The sequence below is a fragment of the Arachidicoccus sp. genome (genome assembly GCF_050436765.1).
In the GTDB taxonomy this organism is placed as follows: Bacteria; Bacteroidota; Bacteroidia; order Chitinophagales; family Chitinophagaceae; genus Arachidicoccus.
Window position 1 is genome coordinate 55240 of record NZ_JBNQGD010000199.1, and the last position, 24220, is coordinate 79459.

The window sequence follows — 24220 nt, forward strand, 5'->3', positions numbered from 1 at the left end:
AAATTCAAATTATAAGCGGTGAAAGAGTCGCGTTGACGGGAATGAATGGTTCGGGTAAAACGACATTAATTAAGATAATTCTAAATATCCTTGAACCTCAGGTAGGAACAGTTTATAGAGCCGAAAATAATTGGATTTATATTGACCAGGACTATTCTTTAATTGATAATCATCTAAGCGTTTACGAACAAGCGCAGCGCTACAATGGATCTGCATTCCACGATCATGAAATAAAAATTAGGCTTACACGTTTTTTGTTTACGACAGAATTTTGGGACAAATCTTGCGCCGCATTAAGTGGGGGAGAAAGAATGCGTTTAATGCTTTGTTGTCTTACGATCGGTAGCCAATCTCCTGATCTCATTATTTTGGATGAACCAACAAATAATTTGGATATACAAAATATTGAAATACTTACAGCCGCCATCAAAAAATATCGAGGAACCCTCATTGTCGTGTCGCATGATGCATTTTTTTTGGAGCAAATAAATATAACAAGCATTGTAGAGCTAAAAGCTAGGTGAAGCGAAACGACTGTTGATTAAAAAATCTGGATCTTCAACGACAAATCACAAATTAAAAACTACCTTTGGACACCTAAAAAGAATAGATAATTATTTATGATGAAGATTAGTTTTCCCGATGGCGCAATACGTGAATATGAAAATGGCGTGTCGGCTTTAGATATAGCTAAGTCCATTAGCGAGGGCTTAATGCGTAAAGTTTTGGCGGCTGAAATTGACGGCAAAGTAGTAGATGCATTTGGACCTATAACGGAAGATGCACATATAAAATTCCTTACATGGGATGATAAAGGGGGCAAATCCACTTTTTGGCATTCTTCAGCACACTTAATGGCGGAAGCTCTGCAGGAGATTTTTCCGGAAACCAAATTTGCCATTGGACCACCCATTGAAAATGGTTTCTACTACGATATTGATTTAGGTGATCGAAAAATTACCGATGAAGATTTAATGCTTATCGAGAAAAAGATGAAAGAGTTGGCGGGCAAAAAAGAGCGGTTTTCACGCAAAGAAGTTGCCAAATCCGACGCTATTGCTTATTTCAAAGAAAAGGAAGATCCTTATAAATTGGAGCTGATCGACGGCCTGCAAGACGGTTCTATTACTTTTTACACACAAGGTAATTTTACTGATTTGTGTCGTGGTCCACACATTCCCAATACCGGCTTTATCAAGGCCATCAAATTAATGAATATTGCCGGCGCTTATTGGCGTGGTAACGAGAAGAACAAAATGTTGACGCGTATTTATGGCGTTACTTTTCCCTCGAATAAAGATTTAGATGCTTATCTGGAATTTTTAGAAGAAGCTAAAAAACGTGACCACCGTAAATTGGGAAAGGAGCTGGAATTATTTGCTTTCTCTGAAAAAGTGGGAGCTGGGCTGCCATTGTGGCTACCCAAAGGAGCAATGTTGCGTCAGCGTTTACAGGATTTTTTGCAGAAAGCTCAATTGGAAAGCGGTTATTTGCCTGTAATTACGCCGCATATCGGCAATATCAATCTATACAAAACTTCCGGTCACTATGAGAAGTACGGGAAAGATAGCTTTCAATCTATTAAAACACCGCATGAAGGGGAAGAGTTTTTATTGAAACCGATGAATTGTCCACACCACTGCGAAATATATAAAACTTCACCAAAGTCCTATAAAGATTTACCGGTACGTTTTGCAGAATTTGGTACTGTGTATCGTTACGAACAAGCTGGTGAACTGCATGGTTTGACACGCGTGCGCGGCTTTACGCAAGATGATGCGCATTTATTTTGCCGCCCCGATCAGGTAAAAGAAGAGTTTAAAAAGGTAATTGATTTGGTATTATTTGTCTTCAAGTCTTTGGGCTTTGAGGATTTTACCGCACAAGTTTCACTTCGAGATAAGGAGGATAAGGATAAATATATAGGTTCGGAATCCAACTGGGATATTGCAGAAGATGCTATTCGCGAAGCCGCAGCAGAAAAAGGTTTGAGAACTGTAGAAGAATATGGTGAAGCTGCATTTTATGGCCCTAAGCTTGACTTTATGGTAAAAGATGCTTTAGGCAGAAGTTGGCAACTGGGGACGATTCAGGTAGATTATAATTTACCGGAACGTTTTGAATTAGAATATATTGATAGTGATAATTCACGTAAGCGCCCAGTAATGATACACCGAGCGCCATTTGGTTCTATGGAGCGATTTGTTGCGGTCTTGCTGGAACACTGCGCAGGTAAGTTGCCTTTATGGCTTGTACCTACCCAAGTAAAGATTCTGCCAATTTCAGATAAATATAGCGACTATGCGCACGAAGTTGAAGCTATTTTGAAACAAAAAAATATCCGTTCCGAGGTGGACGATCGAAGTGAAAAAATTGGTAGAAAAATTCGGGATACTGAGTTAGCTAAAATCCCCTATATGCTGGTAGTGGGAGAGAAAGAAATGGAAAGTAAAACACTAGGTGTGCGAAAACAAGCAATTGGCGATTTGGGTGCAAAAACAATAGAAGAATTTGTTTCGATTATTCAGGAAGAAACTATCCTGTAATTTTAACATTTACAGGTATAAAAAAGTCTACTTCGTCAAAATCGAGGTAGACTTTTTTGTAGCCTTTCTTATCTATTCCTTTAAATCAGCAAGGAAATTTAAAAACAGAAGGTTATTCGTTATGGGTAGTAATTTATAAAATGACTAAATATATTAATACCTCGGCAATAAGTTAAATGAAATCGAACAATTGATATAGGTATAAACAGATTGAGTTTTTGCTTGTATATTTGAATTAAATATTTTTATGAAAAAAGCATTTATTATCATCACTGTACTCAGTTTGGCGCTGCTGTCTTGTTCGCAACCCGACAATTCAAATGCCAAACAAAATAATCGGCCGGATTCAACAACTACACAAACAAATAAAACAAACAATACGATGACCACCATTACTTTAAAAGGAAATAATATTCATACCGTAGGTAAATTACCAGCCGTTGGTACAGAAGCGAAAAACTTTACTTTAGTCGCAGATGATTTGTCCGAAAAGAGTTTATCGGATTTCAAAGGGAAAAATATTATATTAAATATTTTCCCTAGTGTAAATACAGGGGTGTGTGCGGCTTCAGTGCGTGAATTCAACAAAGAGGCAGCAGGTTTACCAAATACTGCCGTACTTTGCATTTCCAAAGATCTACCTTTTGCACAAGCGCAATTTTGCGGCGCGGAAGGTATTAAAAATGTCACTATGCTCTCTGATTTCCGTACTGATTTCGGTAACGAATATGGCGTACAAATGGCCGACGGTCCTTTGAAAGGTTTACTTAGCCGGGCAGTGATTGTTATTAATCCCGAAGGAAAAATTATTTACGAAGAACAAGTTCCTGAAATTACACATGAGCCAGATTTTGCTAAGGCATTAGCTGCAGTAAAATAAGAAATGAATTAAATAAAAAAAGATGGGCAAAGCATTTGTTTTGTTCATCTTTTTTGTTTCAAAAAAAAATATTTGAATGGTTGCATGTTTTTCAATGTCTTAATCCTGCTGATAACATGAAAAAGCTTTTAGAAACCAATTTCCTTGTTTACTTAGCCAAGTGTATTATAGGGCTAACAATTACTTATACTATTTACGAAATGTTTCCGCAACATCAATTTTTTTGGAGCGTCATTTCGGTATTACTTGCATTTTCACCAGATGACAGAGATGCCAAAAAGGTCGCTTACGATCGTATGAAGGCCAATGTTCTAGGTTCTGTTGTGGGAATAATTATTTTTGTCATTCATGACCCGAATCTGTTTTTTATGTGCTTTGGTGTATTGATGACCATTATTATTGCCACCATTTTGAATATTCAGGCGACCACGCGTTCGGCTTTGGCGGCAGTGATTATTGTGTTGTTGTATGAAAAAGAAAACGCTTCCTATCACATGGCTTTGGAAAGAATGTTTTGTGTAATTATTGGGTGCTTGATAGCATTGTTACTTACGTTGTTATTTGATTTTACCATTTATAAAGATAAACGCAAACGCTTTCTGCGCAGGGCAAAGGTCGTAAAGAAGCATTATTCGCAATTGCCTAAAGCTTAATGAAAAGGCTATCGTCATTTCACCTTATCTTTGCCTTATGAAATTGTATTGTAATTCCCTCACAGAATATAGTCGTTTAAAAACGCGTGAAGTAAAAGTTGGCGATTTACTTATTGGAAATTTTAACCCCATTCGTTTGCAGACGATGACCACCAATGACACGATGAATACCATCGCGACAGTGGAAGAGACTATCCGCTGTATTGACGCCGGAGCCGAGTTAGTGCGTATTACAGCGCCTTCTAAAAAAGAAGCCGAAAATTTATTGAATATAAAGAATGAATTACGCAAACGTGGTTATCATACGCCATTAGTAGCTGATATTCATTTTACGCCCAACGCTGCAGAAATAGCGGCTCGCATTGTGGAAAAAGTGCGAGTGAATCCCGGTAATTACGTAGATAAGAAAAAGTTTGAACAGATAGATTATACCGACGCAAAGTATGCAGAGGAGTTAATGCGCATTCGGGAGAAATTTACACCATTGGTGAACATTTGTAAAGAATATGGAACGGCAATGCGTATCGGTACCAATCACGGAAGTTTGAGCGATCGTATTATGAGCCGCTACGGAGATACCCCGATGGGAATGGTGGAAAGTGCTATGGAGTTTTTGCGTATTTCTCGCGACGAAAATTATCACAACATTGTGTTGAGCATGAAATCCAGCAACACTCAGGTAATGGTGCAGGCTTATCGATTACTGGTACAACAGATGGAGGAGGAATTTGGCGAAGCGTATCCGTTGCATCTAGGGGTTACCGAAGCCGGAGACGGCGAGGATGGTCGTGTAAAATCTGCGGTAGGCATTGGTGCATTGTTAGAAGACGGCATTGGTGATACAGTACGCGTTTCACTTACAGAAGATTCGGAATTTGAAATTCCGGTTTGCCGTGATTTGGTAAAAAGATATGAATTAGCCGGAAAGACCACAAAATTGGATAGCACAATAGTGCTAAGGGAAAATGTTTACAAGGTCCCTGCGTTAAATACCCAATCCTTAATGTATTCTCCGGTTCAATATAATAGAAGGAAGACATTTGAAGTGGGTAATATTGGCGGCCATCTGGTGCCGGTTGTTATAGCAGATTTGTCGAAGCTCAACCATATAAAACCCAAAGATTTAGAAGCAGTAGGGTATACTTACGTTGAAGCCTTAGATAAATGGAACATCAGTGATTCAGCAGCAGATTATATTTTTATTGGCTATCAGTCACTGGACTTTGCATTGCCCGGCACCTTGAAAGTAATAGTGCAACCCGCTGCTTACGATTTGCAGGAAAAGAAAGAGAAATATTTTCCACTTTTTGATGCCAAAACTTACATTCAAAATACGGATGAAAAGGCCAATATCAATTTTGTAATGCTTGATTGTTTTTCAGCGCAAGAAGATAGTTTTCAATATTTGGAAGCGTTGGCAAATGATAAATCTATAGTTTTTTGTTTGAGCAGCGAACGTAAAAACTCGATGCAGGCAATTCGCAGAATGGTTATAGAACTTCTAGAACGCAAAATAGAAAATCCGGTCGTTATAATGGTCAATAGTCATTGGCAGACCATCGACGAACATCTGATTCATTTTTCTACTGAAGCAGGCGCATTGTTTCTCGATGGCTTTGGCGATGGCATCAGTTTAGGATTGTCATCCGATGCATATGATGATTTGTCAACCAACTATAAGAATGCAAGTGGACGCAATTACCAAAAAAATACGACAGCAGAACAATTTTTAAACACTTCGGCATTTAGCATTTTGCAGGCAACACGTACAAGAATTTCAAAAACTGAATACATTTCCTGCCCAAGCTGCGGAAGAACATTATTTGACTTGCAGGAAACCACGGCGAAAATTCGTGCGGTAACCAATCATCTAAAAGGAGTAAAAATTGCTATTATGGGCTGCATCGTCAATGGACCAGGTGAAATGGCCGATGCAGATTTTGGATATGTTGGTAGCGGCATAGGAAAAATTACTTTATATAAAGGCAAAGAAGTGGTAAAGCGCAATGTGGATAACGACATTGCGGTGGACGAACTTATTAGTTTATTAAAAGAAAACGGCGTTTGGGTAGATGAACAACAATAGAAGCTGCTTAAGGAATCTTAAACTATTTTGTCATTCCATAAAAACCGAAATAACGAATCACTGTCATCGATAACAAATAATAGAAAGCAACAATGTCCTCATACGTAACCATCTATTCCAGCACGAGCCTACCTGAAATTTATGTAATTAAAGGCAAGCTTGAATCGGAAGGGATTGTTTGTTTTACAAAAGACGAATTAGTTGCGCAAACTGGAACCTATCTTACGGGAATTGGCAATGGGGTTGAGTTAAAAGTGCACCAGACAGATATTGATAGGGCTGTACAAATACTGCAAGAAGGAGGCTATTTGCAACCTAAAATTTCTAAAAAAGCATCTTATATACCGACCTTTATTTTCATCATTATTTTGTTTGCTTTCCTATTCTATATCTTCAAAAAGAACCACGTTTTTTAATTCTAAATTTTTCCTCAAAAAATATTTGTGCGATATGCATATTTGTATATCTTTGCAGCCCGTTAAAAAGCATTTAGCTAAAAAACGCAAGCGGATGTGGCGAAATTGGCAGACGCACTAGACTTAGGATCTAGCGCCGCAAGGCGTGGGGGTTCGACTCCCTCCATCCGCACTTTAATCCGCCTTACCCTAATAAGGTGGATTTTTTTTAATTTTACAAGACACCCTGGTAGGGCAGGGAGAGTTTGTTATGGCAACAATTACAAGAGAAAATCTAGCGCCCTTAAACGATAAATTAGTCGTTACAATACTTAAGGAGGATTATCTTCCCACCTTTGAAAAAAGCTTAAAAGGTTATGCTAAAAATGCTAATATACCAGGCTTTCGCAAAGGAATGGTACCTGCTGGTTTAGTGAAAAAAATGTATGGTCAGGGCATTTTGAGCGAAGAAGTAATTAAAGCCGTTGATGCGGAAATCAACAAATATCTTCAAGAAAATAAATTACAGATTTTAGCTCAGCCTATTCCTCTGGAGGAGCAACCTGTAAACTTTGAAGTAAACAACCTAACCGATTATTCTTTTGAATTTGAAATTGGTATTCAACCCGATGTGAATATTGATGTTAAAGACATCAATGTAAAACGCTATCAGGTAGAAGTTACTGATAAAATGATTGATGAAGAAATCGAACGCCTCACTTCTCGTTTTGGTAAATACAATACGCCCGAAACTATTGAAGATGCCGATACAATTATCAGCGCAGATATTCAGTTAACTGATGGAGAAAATAAAGGTGATACTGCCGTTAATTTAAAAGATATTGCGAAGACGCAACAGAAAGAATTTAAAGGGAAAAAAGTCGGGGACGCTGTGACCATTCAGTTAGACAAAGCATTTAAAGGCGATATCTTGGATCGTGTTTTAACTGACCTTAAATTGGATAAAGCCAATAAAGAAGATGCCAAAAAGGAAGCGACACTTACGATAACTAAAATTGGTCTTTTGGAAAAGGCCGAACTAAATGAAGAATTGTTCACGCAGGTTTATCAAACTAAGGAAATAAAAACGGAAGAAGAGTTCCGTGCTGCTTTAAAAGAAGATTTGACTAACTATTTTGCTCAGCAGGCAAGCGGGCAAATCCACGATCAAATTTATCATCATCTAACTGATCATGTGTCCATTGAACTACCGGAACCATTTTTGAAACGTTGGATTGTTATTAGTAGTGAAGGCAAAAAAACGCAAGTAGAGGCAGATGAAGAATATCCTACTTTTGCTAAACAATTGCAATGGGCTATTTTATCCTCTAAATTAAGTGAAGACAACGCTGTAAAAGTTGAACAACAAGAATTAAAGGATTTTGCGCGTCATCAATTGATGAGTTATTTAGGCGGACAAATGGGCTTAAATGGCGACGAATCTTGGATGGAAGAATATGTAAACAAAATGATGGGGGATCGAAAATTCATCGATGACGCCTATGGTCAAATCCGTATTGGTAAATTGTTTAGCGAATTAGAAAAACAAGTTACTGCTAAAGATGAAAGCATTACAGAAGAAAAATTTGCTGCATTATTAAAAGAACATCAGCACGCGCACTAAGTGTATAATTAGAAAATTAATAAGATCAATCTACTTCGGCAAACGGAGTAGATTTTTTTATTTAAATCGTCGACGGATGATTGCTCAAATTCTTTAAATGAACCACCAAAAAATCAATTTTTTTTGGCCTTATGCTTCCCCGCGACCTATATATGGTCTGCGTAAAAGTTTGAATTCCGTAACCGGTTGCTCCGTGCAGGCATATGCCAACTACGATTTATATGTTTCCTAGTGACTTACTCTGCATATATCTAGAAAGATTATCGCCTTTCCTCCGAAAACTAAAGATTTTTAGGTGGTTCGGCTCAATATATAAATTTCGTCGTTCTGCCTTTTTGTCCTAAAAAAATCTGTTGCACGAAGTTTGAATAATCTTTTGTTATCTAAAGTTCGTTTTAGGTCAAAAAATTAATATCTTTCAAATCGAAAAAATAAAATTATGGATATAAAGAAAGAGTTTGAACAATATGCGGTAAAGCATCGCGGCATCAGCAGCGCAACTATGCACAATTATGGAAACAGCTTTACTAACCTCACACCTTACATTATTGAAGAACGTCCCATGAATGTAGCTTCAATGGATGTATTTAGTCGTTTGATGATGGACAGAATCATTTTTCTAGGAGAAGGCATTAACGATTATGTGGCCAATATTGTCACTGCACAGTTGTTGTTTTTAGACAGTGTAGATAGGAATCGTGATATTCAAATGTATATCAATAGCCCGGGCGGAAGTGTATATGCTGGTTTGGGTATTTATGATACAATGCAATTTGTAAGCCCGGATGTATCAACTATTTGCACGGGTATGGCGGCAAGTATGAGTGCGATTCTAATGGCTGCAGGCGTAAAAGGAAAACGTAGTGCATTGAAACACAGCCGTATAATGATTCATCAGCCGAGTGGTGCTATTGGCGGACAGGCATCCGACATTCAAATTACTGCAAGAGAAATCAGAAAAATAAAGAATGAGTTAGACAATATCATTGCTGCGCATAGTGGCAAAGATCCAGCACAAGTAGCTATAGACCGTGATCGCGATTTCTGGATGACAGCACAGGAAGCAAAAGAATATGGTCTAGTAGATGAAGTACTGGTTTCCAATCCTAAAAAATCGAAAAACGAATTGTAAAATTTAAGTACTAAAAGATAAAATTATGAATCTATTATATAAAAAGCCCTTCCTATCGGAAGAAGGGGAGGAAAATGATGAACCGGAAACACCCACAAAAAATAATGAAGAGCAAAAAACGCCCCTTCTTTTAAAGAAGCAAGAAGAGTTATTTTTAGAAAAGCGTGCCGTGTATTTATGGGGTGTAGTTGATGACAAATCTGCCCGAGAAATTGTAAGCAAACTCTTGTTGCTGGAAGCAGACAAACCAGGTGAAGAAATCAAATTTTATATCAACAGCCCGGGGGGCGTCGTTACCAGCGGAATGGTGATTTATGATACAATTAAATTGATTTCATCTCCTGTAAGCACCATATGTATGGGACTTGCAGCAAGTATGGGCTCCATTCTACTCAGTGTAGGAGAAAAGGGGAAGCGGTTTATTTTCCCTCATGGTGAAGTAATGATCCACCAGCCAAGTATTGGCGGTTATTTTCAAGCAACTTCGGCAGATATCGAAATTCAAGCCGAACAAATAGAAAAAACCAAACTAATGGGTGCCGAAATATTAGCTGAAAATTGCGGTAAATCGGTGGAACAAATTTTAAAAGATTTTGACCGTGATTTCTACATGGATGCTGAAGGCGCCGTGGCTTATGGCATTGTTGATGGCATATTAGATAAATTATAAATTTTTACAAAAAGAAAGATAAAAAATATAATAAAACCGCTCTTTCGAGCGGTTTTTGTAATTTTGCAGATGGGCGAATTTATAAAAATAACATTGTTTAACGGATAATGGATAGCCCCATTAATAGATAATCGATATAAATGGCAAAAAACACACATACACAATGTTCGTTTTGCGGACGCTCTCGTGATGAAGTTCAAATACTTATTTCGGGTACAGATGCAGACATTTGTGAACAATGTATAGAAAATGCGGCAGAAATAATTGCACAGGAACTACATTCAGATCAATCGAATGGAAAAAAGAGTGCACCGCGCAAAGAATTGAAAGTACGTAACCCCAAAGAAATAAAGCTCTTTTTAGACCAATATGTAATTGGGCAGGAAGACGCGAAGAAAATATTGTCTGTAGCCGTTTACAATCACTTTAAAAGAATAAATCAAAAGGTGCAAAATGATGATGTGGAAATAGAAAAAAGTAACATCATTATGATAGGTGAAACCGGGACAGGTAAAACATTGTTGGCGAAGAGCATTGCTAAAATGTTGAATGTTCCATTTGCTATTGTAGACGCCACTGTGTTTACCGAGGCTGGTTACGTCGGTGAGGACATTGAAAGCATGCTGTCACGCCTGCTACAGAACTGCGACTATGACGTGGCTGCAGCGGAACACGGCATTGTTTATATCGATGAAATAGATAAAATCGCTCGTAAAAGCGATAACCCGTCAATTACGCGTGATGTAAGTGGGGAAGGTGTCCAACAAGGGCTCTTGAAAATGCTGGAAGGTACAGAAGCTCTTGTACCTCCGCAAGGTGGGCGTAAGCATCCGGAACAAAAAATGGTAAAAGTTCGTACACAAAATATCCTTTTTATCTGTGGTGGCGCCTTTGATGGTATTGACAGAATTATTGGAAGACGAATTAACACTAACTCAATAGGTTTTAGCGTGAATAAGGAAGAACAAGAAGCACAAAAGAAAAATTTATTGCAATTTGTAAATCCACAAGATTTGAAAACTTTTGGGCTAATTCCTGAATTATTAGGTCGTTTACCGGTAGTCACACATCTTGATCCTTTAGATAAGAACACACTTCGTTCTATCTTAACGGAGCCTAAAAACAGCCTGATCAAGCAATATACACGGTTGTTTGAGTTAGAAGGAGTAAAGTTGGTTGTAGAAAATGATGCCTTAGATTTTATTACCGAAAAGGCGTTGGAATTCAAGTTGGGGGCACGTGGTTTACGAAGTATCTGCGAAAGCATTCTTACGGACGCCATGTTTGATACCCCAGGAAGTAATGTAAAAACCTTTGAATTAACACTTGATTACGCCAAACAACAATTTGACAGTAGTAAGTTGGGCATGATGAAAGTGGCTTAAGACACCCGTCAAAGACATTAATTCGTTTGGAAGCAGAAGGCTAATTTGATGGAATGTATAAAAAGGAGCGTAAAACCACCCGCCGTGTGAGTGTGGAGCGGATGTAAGGGACAAACAAGGTTTACAAATACTGTCTGGTTTAGGAACTAGCCAGAACACTCAACAAAAACTGAGTAAGGCGTTGCCATTAGACAAGACTATGCCTCCGAAATCCAATCTAAACCATCGGCCTTTTCGTAAGTGAGTAGTTCACTGTAAAAGGTGCTACAGGTAGAAACATTTATTCCTTTTGATTTTTGAATTTTACTTCTTACCTTTGCAGCCAAATTATTTTTTAAAATATACGGCAAAATCCGTGTAGCCTAAAACAAATTCATTTTATGAAAAAAGGTATCCATCCAGAAAAGTATCGTTTTGTCGTGTTTAAAGACATGAGTAATGGTACAGAATTTTTATCACGTTCTACAGCTTCATCTAGCGAAACAACTACTTTTGAAGGCGTAGAATATCCAATTATCAAATTGGAAATTTCCAATACCTCACATCCTTTTTACACAGGTAAAAATGTATTGGTAGATACTGCTGGTCGTATTGATAAATTCAAAAAACGTTACGCACAGAAGAAATAATTTTTCAATTTCTTTTTATAAAAAATCCCATTCATTTTTGATGAATGGGATTTTTTGTACTAATTGGTAATTATCTTAATTCATCACCTTGTTCTTCCTTATGTTTGGTGTCGACTTTGCGATATCCCCATCTGAAAATCAACGGGAATACCAATAGTGAAAATACCATAGCACATAAGATACCCCCGATAATTACCCGTGCCAAAGGCCGGGAACTTTCGGAACCAATACTAGTAGAAACCGCAGCTGGTAATAATCCTATTGCAGCCATTAATGAAGTCATTACTACGGGTCTTACCAGTGATTTTACGCCTTCCTTTATAGAAATATAGAGTGGTTTTTGTTCGTGTTTGTATAACTCCATATTCTTTTTAAAGGCAGTAATCAATAATACGCCTTCTAAAATACAAATACCAAATAAAGCAATGAAGCCAATGCCTGCCGAGATACTAAAATTGGTTCCGGTCAATAAAAGAGAAACAATCCCACCTACAACAGCAAAAGGGACGTTGGTAAATACTAAGCCGGCATCTTTGAAATTGCCAAACATGACAAATAGCAATAAAAATATGAGTAATAAACTAATAGGAACCACTTGCTGTAAGCGTTTTGTCGCTCTTTGTTGGTTCTCAAAATCGCCTTGCCAGACCATAGAATAACCTTTTTTTAAGTTTACATTTTTGTCTACTTTTTGCTGCGCCTCTTTTATAGCGCTTCCCATGTCTCTGCCTCGGACGGAAAATTTAACGGCAGAATATCTTTCGTTGTTATCTCTAAATATTAGACAGGCACCTGTATGGTAATTGATTTCAGCAATTTCTTTAATAGGTACTTTGGACCCGCTTAACGTGGGTACAAGCAGATTGCCGATATCGGCCGCATTTTTTCTAAACTCTTCAGGATATCGTATTCGCACATCGAATTTCCTAATTCCTTCGTAGAGTTGCGTAGCAGCTTTACCGCCAATAGCCATTTCAATTACCGCATTTGCATCGGCGGTCGTTACGCCATAGCGAGCCATTTTACTTTCATCTAAATTAATATCTAATTCTGGCTGCCCCAAATTCTTTATTATACCCAGATCTTGAATCCCATCAACCGTTTTCAGTTGATTATAAACTTGTTGACATTTATCTTCCATATAATTAAGTGAGTCTCCATAAATCTTTACGACAATAGACCCCTTAACTCCCGATACCGCCTCTTCAACATTGTCCATAATGGGTTGGGAAAAATTTAAATCAATTCCCGGATAGATGGACAGCGCTTTTTGCATGCTGTCGATCAATTGCTCTTTGGATATCTTTGGCTTCCAGTCTTCTTGTGGAAGCATCATTACATCGAATTCAATATTGTAAAATCCAGTAACATCTGTGCCGTCGTCCGGGCGACCATCTTGAGAGGTTACATGCGTTATTTCGGGAAACTTTATCATGATATTGCGCAACTTGTTGGCAACTTCGTCTGACTTGTCTAATGCCACACTATAAGGCAGTGAGGCTCTTACATACAAAGATCCCTCATTCAATTCGGGCAAAAACTCACTTCCCAAAAATCTGAAGGCCCAGAAGCCTGCCACCACAATAACTGCCGCGCCAATAAGGGTGAGTTTTTTATTTCTATAATTAAATTTAAAGAGACTCATCGTAAATTTGGTGATGCCTTCGACAATAGGATTATGTTTTTCCTTTACATTTTTCTTAAGCAGGATACTAACCAAAACGGGGACGAGCGTAAGTGTGAATATTAAGGCACCCAACAAAGCAAAGCCCAAAGTATAGGCAAGCGGTGAGAACATTTTGCCTTCCACTTTCTGGAAAGCAAATATGGGTAAGAGTGCCGTTATGATAATCAGTTTAGAAAAAAAGATGGCTTTGCCCAATTCGGCACCTTGCTTTTTAAGCAGGCCTAATTTAGCAATTTTATTAAACCTTTCCATCCCTATCTCTCGCTGTTTCTGATCGAGCAGAACAAAGAGTCCCTCGACCATGACTACGGCCCCGTCTATAATAATCCCAAAATCTATTGCCCCCAAAGAAAGCAGGTTAGCGGACATTCCCATAAGTTTTAAACAGATAAACGCAAATAGCAAAGACAGCGGAATAATAATAGATACGATAAGCGTTGTTCGCCAATTAAACATAAACAGAGAAACAATCAATGTTACCAGTAGCATACCTTCTGTAAGATTATGCAAGACCGTATGGGTGGAATAATTTACCAAATCCTCTCTATTGTAAAAAGGCACAATCTTTACGTCCGGCGGAAGTATCTGGGTATTTAATTTTTCAATTGTTCGTTGTAAGTTTTTGATTACGTCCGTAGAATTTTCCCCTTTACGCATTAAAACAATGGCTTCGACTGCATCGTCGTTGTTTTTGATGATTCGTTTTCCGTCTTTAATGATGGCGTCAGATCTACCGACTTTACCTAATCTTGGCAGATTCGATATTTCGACATTTGCCACATCATTCACCAAAACGGGCACGCCTTTGATGGTTTCAACAATAATATTTTTAATGTCATCTATATTATTCAAAAGTCCGATACCGCGAACTACGTAAGCTTGATTGTTTTTTTCTATAATATCGCCGCCAATATTAATGTTGCTTTTTGCTACTGCATTATAGACATCTAAAGGGGTAATACCTAAATCGTTTAGTTTACGTGGATCTACTTGAATCTCATAAGTTTTGACCATCCCACCAAAGCTTACTATGTCCGCTATTCCGGGCACTGATCTTATATGCCGGTCTACCACCCAATCCTGAAGGGTTTTAAGCTCTCTGGGACTACGAGATTTACTTTCAAGAGTGTATCTGAAAACTTCACCCGTAGGGCCGGTTGGAGGTTGAACTTGTGGCGAAATACCGTCCGGCAGACTTGCATTGCTTAAAAGGTTATTTACCTGCATGCGTGCATAATCGTCCTTTACGCCATCGTTAAATTGAATATTGACAACAGATAGCCCAAAAATACTTGTAGAACGTAAACTCTCCTTTTTTTGTACCGGGTTCATGGCTATTTCTAGCGGAATGGTAACAAATTTTTCTACCTCTTCTGCACTTCTGCCCGGCCATTGGGTAATAATCTGTACAGTTGTGTTGGTTGTATCCGGAAATGCCTCAATGGGCATACTTTGAAAAGTAATGACTCCCCAAACCACAATAATCAATGTGGCAAAGAAAATCATGTATTTATTTTTTAAAGAAAAAGCGAGAATGCTTTTTAATAATTTATTCATGTGTTTATTTTTATTTTATTTGAACTACCACATTGAATCTGTAAAGTGAATTTTCCTTGACGGAAAATACCTTATGTATCGTCCCTTCTTGATTGAGGCGTTTGAAGAGCGGTACCAGAAGTTTAATCGTTCAAAGCCTGGTATATCAGCAGTGCTTGGGTCGCAATAACTTTATCGCCAAGGGCGACACCCGAAGTAATATAAGTCCTATCATCTTTCGTTCCGTTTATCTGCACCGGACAAATGGAAATATCAGAGGGACTCTTGTATATTAGAACATAATATTGACTATTATCAAAAATGAGCGATTTGGTCGGTATTGAAAGCATAGATTTGTTCTCTGAATAGTTTACAACGACACTGGCAAACATTTCTGGTTTGAGTAAGAACCCTGGATTGTTAAGCACAATGCGCACCTTCATGACCCTGCTTTCAGGATCAAGCATGTTCATAATCTTATCGATCTTCCCCCTGAAAATTTTTCCAGGATAGGATAAAGTAGTGATGTTAACACTGTCTCCTAATTTTACGTATGGGATATTCGATTCATAAACATCCGCCATTACCCAGACCTGATTAAGGTTGGAGAGGGTAAACAAGGTGTTGCTGTTATCGGGCCTGATCAGTGTTCCGTTAGTGATATTTTTTTGTACAATAAATCCACTAATAGGAGATCTTAGATAATAATCGCCATTGGTGCCACCACCATTATTTTCCAGAACACGTTTTGCTTTATCTACATTTGCTTTAGCCTGATTGTATTGTACTGTTGCATTCAAGCTATCTTGAGCTGACGATAATCCACTCCTGTACATACTATTAACCGCATCTCTATTTCTTTTAGCGACAATTAGATTATTGGATGCCGTTACAAGATCATTGGAATAACCAGACATATCTGAACTGTTAATAGTTGCCAGTAGCTCACCTCGTTGTACATAGTCACCCAGAGCGGTATGTATATTGTTAGCAATACCGCTTACCATTGGGTAGATTCTGATGATATGATCTTCGTCGAAATCTATTCTTCCATTTAATGTGATAGCACTTGAATAGAGCTCATTTGTAACCGTGTCTATCTGAATAGCACCTAACAAAGAGTCAGGCAAAATGTACGCAGACGCCGGCGCTGATTTATCCTGATGAGAACTGTGACATCCCGTTAGAATAGTAGCCAGTGTTATGCAGGCAAGAATGCCAAAACCCATATAATTGCTATTTTTCATTATAAATATTTTTAGTTGAGTGAGAAAAAGCTACAACCTGTATAAAAATTTATTGCTTCGAAAGCATTTACACGGTCGAGTTGTAGTGTATTTAATTGAATAACATTTTGTTTATAAGCATTGTAAAAATCGAGGAAATCCAACAAGCTAATATTTTTATTTTCATAATTTTTGAGCGTTGCCTGCTGTATCGTTTGAAAATCTTGATCAAATTGTTTATCGCGCGCTAGATATAAATTGTTGTACGATTGTGCTTTTTGATAGGCATTCCTAATTGCCGATTGGATAGTAGATTCTTGCGTTTGTTCTGTAACCTCAGACATCTTTATTTGCATTTGCGACGCTTTAATATTGCCTTGATTCCTATTGAAAAATGGTAAATCTATTCCCACCCCCAGCGTTGTTAAATTCTTTACATAACCGCCTTGTTGGTCATAACCAAATGAAAAAGTGAGATCAGGTACTGCCAGTGATCTTTGATACCTATAATTAAGCCGGCTTATTTGTGTGTTTAACTTTGCAATTTGGATATCGGGATGATTGATTAATGCCGAGTCAACAAGGGTTTCAACTGGATATTGTTGCAGACTAAGATTGTCTATCGTGCGTTGATTGAGCCTGGGCGCTATAACTTCTTTTGTTTGTAAAAGAAGGGAAAGTTCAGTTTCGACATCTTTTATTTGTAAGCACAAATCGTTGTATTCCGATTCTAAGCTGAACAATTGTGCTTTGACTCTTATCTCCTCTTTTTCAGAAACATTCCCTTGTTGCAGTTGTATAGTAAAAGCACTTACGAGGTGTCTTAACGAGTTGATTTCAGCTGAATAAACTTTGGCAGAATTGCTCAAATAAAAGATGGCATAGAAATCCGTGTTGAGGCTATAGCGTAAGGTCTTAAGTAGTTCTATAAACTGCAATTGTGACAATTGCACATTCGCCTGTGCCAATTTTATTTGCTTGTTTCTTTTTCCCGCCAATTGAATAAGTTGTGAAAGCTGCGCTGAACTTTCACCGTTTTCACCAAAGGGTAAAATGCTTTTTGTTTCCGGATTATAGAAACTTTGATTAAACTGAAGACTTGGGTTGGGGAACAGTTTCGCCTGAATCTCAAAAGCCTTTTGAGCACTTACGTTGTATCTGGAGGCTATTAATTGCAAATTATTTTTAAGAAACATTGACTCACATGAATCAATGTTCAAGAAGAGTGTATCTGACTGGGTACTGTTTATTTGTGCCTTTCCGCAAAAGGGCATCAATAAAACAAATACAACAATACACCTCTTCACTTTTAGAGAAGAAGCCATTATTATAAATTTATTTCCTACAGTCATTGTCTGGTGACACCGGACAACGATTGTAGAGTTGATAGATTAAGTGCATTCAAAAGACGACCTCTTAGCAAATGATGCCAGGTTGTATAATTGATGCGCATGGATAAGTAATAAGGATAAATTAAGCCAGTCGGGGTGGAGGGGGATTTATCTCTTTGTAAAAAAGATAATCATAGGTTATGTTAAAATAGGAATGATGTTCTAGTGTTACAAGAATAGGCATGGAAGAAACTACTTGTTCCTTCAAATGAAATAATTGAAAAGGGGCTTTCAGTGATTTTGAATTGTTCTTGGTGTGGTTGCCCTTTTGTTCCGGAAAAGCATTGTTGTGTTTTAATACTATTTCTACTAGATACTCGGCAAAGGAATCAATCTGATTTAATTCCAATTGCTTCTTACCATTTTTTTCAGTAATGAGTTGCTCAAATGCACTCCCGTAAACACTTAGATTAAGTATTTGTAATGCAAGTATCAGCATAATAAACTTCCTTGAATAGGGTAGAAGTTTTCTCATTGGAATAAATTCGATGCTAAAATTAACACAGTCCTCATTTACACGGTTGATAAATAATTGATAAATATTAATTTCAGCCTATACGATAACGCTTTTAGCTGCAAGAAATGGAAGTTTTACAATAATTCATTTGGGTTTTATCCAATCAAATGCATCTCAGGATCTGAAGTATTTTGAGGTTTGCTTTTTTTGCCTTTATAGCTATAAACAGTATAACTGCATACCAGTTTTGCCGTGTATTTTCCGACAAAGCAGCAAACCAACATGGGGAAAAATAATTCAAATCCGTTAGGAACTAGGTTACACGTAAGAAATATCGACGTTAAAGGAGCATGAATAGCCGCACTTAACATTGCGCCGCCGCCAATTAAAGCAAAGTTTAAAACACTATATTGGGTGTGCAAATATTGATTGCAAATAACGGCTACAAACATTCCGAAAATGGCGCCGCCAATAATACTGGGCGCGAATACCCCCCCGTCGCCACCCGCTCCTAATGTAAGGGAAGCAACAAGCGGCTTCAACAAAGAAATACACAGTAGAGTAAGTGCAAAAGGTAAGGAGAACGCTTGACTCTCCATGCGGTGAAGTAATCCAGGGACTGCATGATAACTGTCTCCGTATAACTGCGGAAAAGCCAACAGTGCAATGCCAACAGCCAAAGCACCTATATTCACCCGCAGAAAATTGTTATTGATGGCGCCAAATTTTTCCTTAATGAAAATTACGCTTTTTGTGAAATATACTGCTAATAACCCTGCAAAGGCACTTACAACTATTAACATCGGTAGTGCGTCTATATGCCATACAGTAGCGCTTAGCTCTTTAAAAATAGTTTCATTTTCTATAAAGAACATAAAGAGCCAAGATACAAAAACTGAACAAAGGCAACTTAGCAAGATAGTTTTAGAAACCCGTCTTGCTATTACCTCTACTGAAAAAAGAAGGCCAGCCAGCGGACTACAAAATAGTGTAGCAATACCGGCTGCAACACCGGCACAAATAAGTTCGGTTTTATGGGCTTTGGCAACTCCAGTTTTTTTACGAGCAACTGCGCCCACCGTTGCAGTAGCTACTACAGTGGAGACTTCCACACCCGTGGATCCGCCGAATATCACTGTCAGGAAGCCGTTGATATAGTGTGAGGGCGTTTTATAAGCCGGGAGCTCATTCTTGCGTTCTTCAATGGTATGGTATATTTCTTTAATCCCCTTGTTTTGCTTGTTTTTGAAAGCATATTTTCTAAGAAAATAAATCATCGTAATACCTATAGAAGGTAATACAATAAAAAGCCAAGAGTAGTGTTCCGCTTTCTTATAGATCGCGTCTTCATAATATCCTGTAATTCTTTTTAGAGAGTCTGCTAAAAGTGTGGATACCAGCCCTACCAATAAGGAAGCTAAAATGAGCTTTATATAATTTACCCTGAGTACTTCTTTGCGCATGACGGTGCTTTATGATAAAAATTAAGCACAATTTTCGTTTGAAAATTGATAGACAATTAATATGAAATATACTTAAAAACGGTGCGAAATTACGACAATAAAATCGGTTTGAAGAAATTTATTGAACCTTAATTCTTGGCATAAAAACTACTGTTTGTGGGCTTTGTCAGGCTGTTAGAATAATGTCTCCTGCCCACCATATTTGGGCTGGTTTTTATTGAGATGAATATAGGCTTTCTCGGTAGCTTCGCGTCCTCGTGGTGTGCGTTGTAAAAATCCTTCTTGAATCAAAAAAGGCTCATACACCTCTTCTAAGGTGCCAGGCTCTTCACCAACGGCGGTAGCAATGGTTGTCAGCCCAACGGGACCACCCTTGAACTTTTCAATGATAGCAAGCAAAATACGATTATCCATTTCGTCTAACCCATGCTCATCTACATTCAGCGCGTTGAGTGCGTGTTGGGTAATGCCGATATCAATTATTCCGTCATTTAAGACTTGTGCAAAATCGCGCACGCGGCGAAGTAATCCATTAGCGATACGCGGTGTGCCGCGGCTGCGGCGAGCAATTTCAAATGCCGCATCATCTTTTAACTGAACGTTTAATATATGAGCACTTCTTTCCACAATCCTAGTTAAAACTTCGGAGTTGTAGTATTCTAATCTCGATTTAATACCAAATCGCGAAAGGAGCGGAGCGGTTAATAAACCACTTCTTGTCGTAGCGCCTATTAATGTAAAAGGGTGGATTGTTAATTGTATACTACGTGCATTTGGTCCCGAATCAATCATTATATCGATGCGAAAGTCCTCCATAGCTGCATATAGATATTCTTCTACGACGGTACTCAGACGATGAATCTCATCGATAAATAATACGTCATTGGGTTCCAGACTGGTAAGTAATCCGGCAAGATCCCCTGGTTTTTCTATCACCGGGCCAGAAGTTTCTTTAATGTTGACGCCCAACTCATTGGCTACGATTCTGGAAAGTGTAGTTTTGCCTAATCCGGGTGGGCCGTGAAAAAGGACATGATCGAGTGCTTCTCCGCGTAATTTTGCCGCTTTGATGAAAATGCGTAAATTCTCGATAAGTTGCGGTTGCCCTGAAAAGTCATTAATTTCCTTCGGACGAATGGTATTTTCGAACTCGCGTTCAGCACCATTCATCTGCGATAACTCATTATTTAAATTTGGGTTGGACATGGCTGTAAAGTTAAAAGTAAAATAGCAAAAGTTAAAAGATATAAATTGAATTATTTAAAACTTGGATTGTTGCGATGTTTAAAACAACTTTGTGGAGTAGTTGATGGGTATTGTTTGTTCTCGGGTTTGAATTTTATGCGAATCTTTGTATTGAGCAAACATTTCGATCTTCTCAACTTTCAATAATAAAATAAACATTATGAACTATACAACATTAGGCAAAAGTGGATTAAAGGTATCAGAACTTTGTTTGGGCACGATGGGCTTTGGTACTGAAGCGGGTTGGGGTGCAGATGAAAGAGCAAGTTTTGAAATTCTGGATAAATTTGCCCAGGCGGGTGGCAATTTTATCGACACCGCCAACATCTATAAATTGGGGACAAGCGAAAAAATCTTAGGCAATTATCTTAAAAATGAAAATGTTGATAGGGATTACTTTGTTTTGGCGACTAAATATTCTTTAAAAGATAACGACACCAATCCCAACGCGTCGGGTAACAACCGAAAAAATATGATGCGCAGTGTAGAAGGTAGTTTAAAAAGACTACAGACCGACTTTATCGATTTATTATACTTACATGTTTGGGATGATTTAACGCCGATAGAAGAGGTAATGCGTGGCTTAGATGACTTGGTTGCACAAGGAAAAGTAAATTACATCGCGATTAGTGATACGCCTGCCTGGGTCATTTCAAAAGGAAATACTTACGCGGAATTAATGGGCTGGAGCAAATTTGTAGCTTTGCAAGTAGAATATAGCTTATTGGCGCGAACACCGGAAAGAGATCTGATTCCCATGGCAAAACATTTCGGTTTAACGCTCACGCCTTGGGCACCACTAGGCGGTGGTGCGCTTACCGGAAAATATTTGAGAGGGGATAAGGGAAGGATTAAAGATAGTAGTAAAAGATTAAACGACCGTAGTGTATCCATTACTAAGGAAGTGGTTGCTATTGCTAACGAAATTGGTGTTTCAGCGGCGAATGTCGCTTTACAATGGACCAGACAGCAAGGCATTAAAACCATTCCTATCGTCGGCGCGACCAAACTTTCACAACTAGAAGAGAATCTAGGAGTGACTTCACTGCAACTTTCTGAAGAAAATATAGAAAGATTGAATACCATAAGCCAAATAGAATTAGGCTTTCCGGGTGAATTTTTTGCGGAAGAAGGTATGCGTAAAAATAATTTCGGTGGTTTTTATGATCGTATTCAAAAATAGTCATTCATCATTCACCATTAATCCTTCATTAACTTGTCTTCAAATATTTACACCATTATTATGGCAGGCGGCGTTGGCAGCAGGTTCTGGCCACAAAGCCGCGAAAGAAAACCCAAACAATTTATTGATATTTTGGGTGTAGGAAAATCGCTGATGCAAATGACTTGGGATCGGGCAGTGAAATTTTCTACGAAAGAAAACGTTATCATATTAACCAATAGCCTCTATGAAAATTTGATAGCAACACATCTGCCCGATGCACTAAAAGAGAATATTTTAACAGAGCCCTCACGTAATAATACGGCGCCCTGTATTGCTTATGCTGCCTTTAAGTTATATCAAAAAGATCCGGAGGCGACTATGATTATTTTGCCTTCTGATCATTTGATTTTAAAAGAAGAGACTTATTATCAGAAAATAAAAACTGCGACGCAATTTCTTCAAAAAAATGAGGCGCTTTTGACCTTGGGCATACAGCCTTCAAGGCCAGATACCGGTTATGGATATATTCAGTATTTTGATAATCAGGACGAAGTGAAAAAAGTTTTGTCTTTTAAAGAAAAACCTGATGCAGATACTGCGAAAAAATATATTGCAGAAGGAAGCTATTTGTGGAATGCGGGCATTTTCATTTGGAAGGCAAAAGACGTAATTGCTGCATTTGAGAAATACTCACCGGAGCTTTTTCAGATTTTCAATCAGGGAAATTCTTTTTATAATACAGAAAGCGAAAAAAGTTTTATCGAGAATAACTACCCGAACAGTCCAAATATTTCCATTGATTATGCAATAATGGAGAAGGCCGAAAATGTGTTTACAATTCCCTCTGATGTTGGCTGGAGTGATTTGGGGACTTGGACTTCCCTATGGAGTGCAAAAGAAAAAGATGCGAATAATAATGCGGTTACGAATGCAGAAAACACCCTATTAGAAAACACGACTAACTCTATTATTTCTGCTCAAAAGGAAAAATTGGTAGTAATTAATGGATTGGACGATTTTATTGTAGTGGACGAGAAAGATGTATTATTAATCTACCCTAAGTCTAAAGAACAAGAGATTAAAAAGGTTACTCAGACAATCAAAGATAAAAAAGCTAACAAGCATTTATAAAAGTTGTTTTAAATTAGCCCCCACTTACGGATTAATAAAAGACACAATTATTATAAAATATATTCCCGAATGCAACCATCCACTAGTAACACGTTGGCTCAATTTAAGAATAAAGTAGGAATTAGATTTCAGCTTTACAACAGTTTATTTACTTCTTTGCCATTTCATCGAATTGAAAAGACCGGGATCTTACTCTCTTTATTTTTGATTCATTGTGAAGAAGGATTCAAAAATTCAAAAAGTCCCGTGGAACTTATTGATAGCTTTTTGCTACAGTACACTTCATTAACCAAAGAAAGCGACCAACTTGATTTGTTGTTCCGCTTTATTCAATTTGCAGAAAGACAAGTTGTACTATTTGATGCACTGGAAGATGCCTCATTTTCCTCTGTCCAAGATATGAAAGGACATGGTACAATGAAACAGTTGCAGGCACAGGTGCTCGATCAGGAAAAAGAAGAAGAACTCGCAAAAAAACTGAAAGATTTCTCTGTAAGGCTTGTATTGACAGCACATCCAACACAATTTTATCCAGGGGAAGTATTAGGCATTATCAATGATTTATCTAAGTCATTGCAGGAAAGTAATACACAAAATGTAAATGCTTATTTGCAACAATTAGCTAAGACTCCCTTCTTGAAAAAGCAAAAGCCAACTCCTTATGACGAAGCGATGAGCCTCATTTGGTATTTGGAAAATGTATTTTATCAGGCCTCCGGTAAAATTGTAGCCAACTTACTTGAGCAATTTCCGGAAATTTTAGGAGATGATACAGCTATTATTCGTATGGGTTTCTGGCCTGGTGGAGATCGCGACGGCAATCCTTTTGTAGAGTCTGATACAACCTTGTTAGTAGCTGAACAATTGAATCGCTCCATTTTACACTGTTATTATAAAGATAATCGTAAAATGCGGCATA

20 protein-coding genes and 1 tRNA gene are annotated in these 24220 nt (G+C 38.0%); 15 read left to right on the plus strand and 6 right to left on the minus strand.

The features are described from left to right. The 12 genes from ACQR30_RS08770 to ACQR30_RS08825 all read left to right on the plus strand — a co-directional run. A partial coding sequence (locus ACQR30_RS08770; RefSeq protein WP_429734116.1) for an ATP-binding cassette domain-containing protein occupies positions 1-524 on the plus strand: 524 nt, incomplete at its 5' end. Between the two features lie 96 nt (positions 525-620). Beyond that, on the plus strand, positions 621-2546 hold the full coding sequence (gene thrS / locus ACQR30_RS08775; RefSeq protein WP_429734118.1) for a threonine--tRNA ligase: 1926 nt from the start codon (positions 621-623) through the stop codon (positions 2544-2546). A gap of 247 nt (positions 2547-2793) precedes the next feature. Next, the gene (tpx, locus tag ACQR30_RS08780) at positions 2794-3426 is read left to right on the plus strand and encodes a thiol peroxidase (RefSeq protein WP_429734120.1); all 633 of its coding nucleotides are present in this window, start codon (positions 2794-2796) and stop codon (positions 3424-3426) included. 116 nt (positions 3427-3542) lie between these two features. Then, positions 3543-4079 carry an FUSC family protein gene (locus ACQR30_RS08785; protein ID WP_429734122.1) on the plus strand — a complete coding sequence of 179 codons (537 nt, stop codon included), beginning with the start codon at positions 3543-3545 and terminating at the stop codon, positions 4077-4079. Between the two features lie 37 nt (positions 4080-4116). Continuing rightward, positions 4117-6165 carry a (E)-4-hydroxy-3-methylbut-2-enyl-diphosphate synthase gene (ispG, locus tag ACQR30_RS08790; RefSeq protein ID WP_429734124.1) on the plus strand — a complete coding sequence of 683 codons (2049 nt, stop codon included), beginning with the start codon at positions 4117-4119 and terminating at the stop codon, positions 6163-6165. Between the two features lie 92 nt (positions 6166-6257). Beyond that, on the plus strand, positions 6258-6581 hold the full coding sequence (locus tag ACQR30_RS08795) for a DUF2007 domain-containing protein (RefSeq protein ID WP_429734126.1): 324 nt from the start codon (positions 6258-6260) through the stop codon (positions 6579-6581). A 90-nt stretch (positions 6582-6671) separates the two neighbouring features. After that, positions 6672-6753: transfer RNA gene (locus ACQR30_RS08800), tRNA-Leu, on the plus strand. A gap of 78 nt (positions 6754-6831) precedes the next feature. Further along, a complete protein-coding gene (tig, locus tag ACQR30_RS08805) occupies positions 6832-8184 on the plus strand; it encodes a trigger factor (RefSeq protein ID WP_429734128.1) in 1353 nt (450 codons plus the stop codon). A gap of 439 nt (positions 8185-8623) precedes the next feature. Beyond that, a complete protein-coding gene (locus ACQR30_RS08810) occupies positions 8624-9316 on the plus strand; it encodes a ClpP family protease (protein ID WP_429734130.1) in 693 nt (230 codons plus the stop codon). A gap of 25 nt (positions 9317-9341) precedes the next feature. Beyond that, positions 9342-9986, plus strand: a complete 645-nt coding sequence (locus ACQR30_RS08815) for a ClpP family protease (protein ID WP_429734132.1) — start codon at positions 9342-9344, stop codon at positions 9984-9986. Between the two features lie 140 nt (positions 9987-10126). Further along, positions 10127-11371 carry an ATP-dependent Clp protease ATP-binding subunit ClpX gene (gene clpX, locus ACQR30_RS08820; protein WP_429734134.1) on the plus strand — a complete coding sequence of 415 codons (1245 nt, stop codon included), beginning with the start codon at positions 10127-10129 and terminating at the stop codon, positions 11369-11371. A 380-nt stretch (positions 11372-11751) separates the two neighbouring features. Beyond that, positions 11752-12000, plus strand: coding sequence for a type B 50S ribosomal protein L31 (locus tag ACQR30_RS08825; RefSeq protein WP_429734136.1), 249 nt, complete (start codon positions 11752-11754; stop codon positions 11998-12000). 70 nt (positions 12001-12070) lie between these two features. Here ACQR30_RS08825 and ACQR30_RS08830 read toward each other — a convergent pair whose 3' ends face one another. From ACQR30_RS08830 to ruvB, 6 genes are all read right to left on the minus strand, one after another. After that, positions 12071-15244, minus strand: a complete 3174-nt coding sequence (locus tag ACQR30_RS08830; RefSeq protein WP_429734138.1) for an efflux RND transporter permease subunit — start codon at positions 15242-15244, stop codon at positions 12071-12073. 122 nt (positions 15245-15366) lie between these two features. Next, positions 15367-16470 (minus strand): efflux RND transporter periplasmic adaptor subunit, encoded by a 1104-nt coding sequence (locus ACQR30_RS08835; protein WP_429734140.1) that lies wholly within the window; start codon positions 16468-16470, stop codon positions 15367-15369. An 11-nt stretch (positions 16471-16481) separates the two neighbouring features. Then, a complete protein-coding gene (locus ACQR30_RS08840; RefSeq protein ID WP_429734142.1) occupies positions 16482-17774 on the minus strand; it encodes a TolC family protein in 1293 nt (430 codons plus the stop codon). A 148-nt stretch (positions 17775-17922) separates the two neighbouring features. Then, positions 17923-18315 carry a hypothetical protein gene (locus ACQR30_RS08845; protein ID WP_429734144.1) on the minus strand — a complete coding sequence of 131 codons (393 nt, stop codon included), beginning with the start codon at positions 18313-18315 and terminating at the stop codon, positions 17923-17925. A 137-nt stretch (positions 18316-18452) separates the two neighbouring features. Next, the gene (locus ACQR30_RS08850; RefSeq protein ID WP_429734146.1) at positions 18453-19760 is read right to left on the minus strand and encodes a chloride channel protein; all 1308 of its coding nucleotides are present in this window, start codon (positions 19758-19760) and stop codon (positions 18453-18455) included. 174 nt (positions 19761-19934) lie between these two features. Continuing rightward, positions 19935-20966, minus strand: coding sequence for a Holliday junction branch migration DNA helicase RuvB (gene ruvB / locus ACQR30_RS08855; protein WP_429734148.1), 1032 nt, complete (start codon positions 20964-20966; stop codon positions 19935-19937). A gap of 199 nt (positions 20967-21165) precedes the next feature. Between ruvB and ACQR30_RS08860 the strand changes: the two genes are divergently transcribed. The 3 genes from ACQR30_RS08860 to ACQR30_RS08870 all read left to right on the plus strand — a co-directional run. After that, complete coding sequence (locus tag ACQR30_RS08860) at positions 21166-22188, plus strand: aldo/keto reductase (RefSeq protein ID WP_429734150.1); 1023 nt, start codon at positions 21166-21168, stop codon at positions 22186-22188. Between the two features lie 33 nt (positions 22189-22221). Further along, on the plus strand, positions 22222-23301 hold the full coding sequence (locus ACQR30_RS08865) for a mannose-1-phosphate guanylyltransferase (protein WP_429734152.1): 1080 nt from the start codon (positions 22222-22224) through the stop codon (positions 23299-23301). Between the two features lie 69 nt (positions 23302-23370). Then, positions 23371-24220 (plus strand): phosphoenolpyruvate carboxylase (locus tag ACQR30_RS08870; RefSeq protein ID WP_429734154.1); only part of this gene is annotated, 850 nt, incomplete at its 3' end.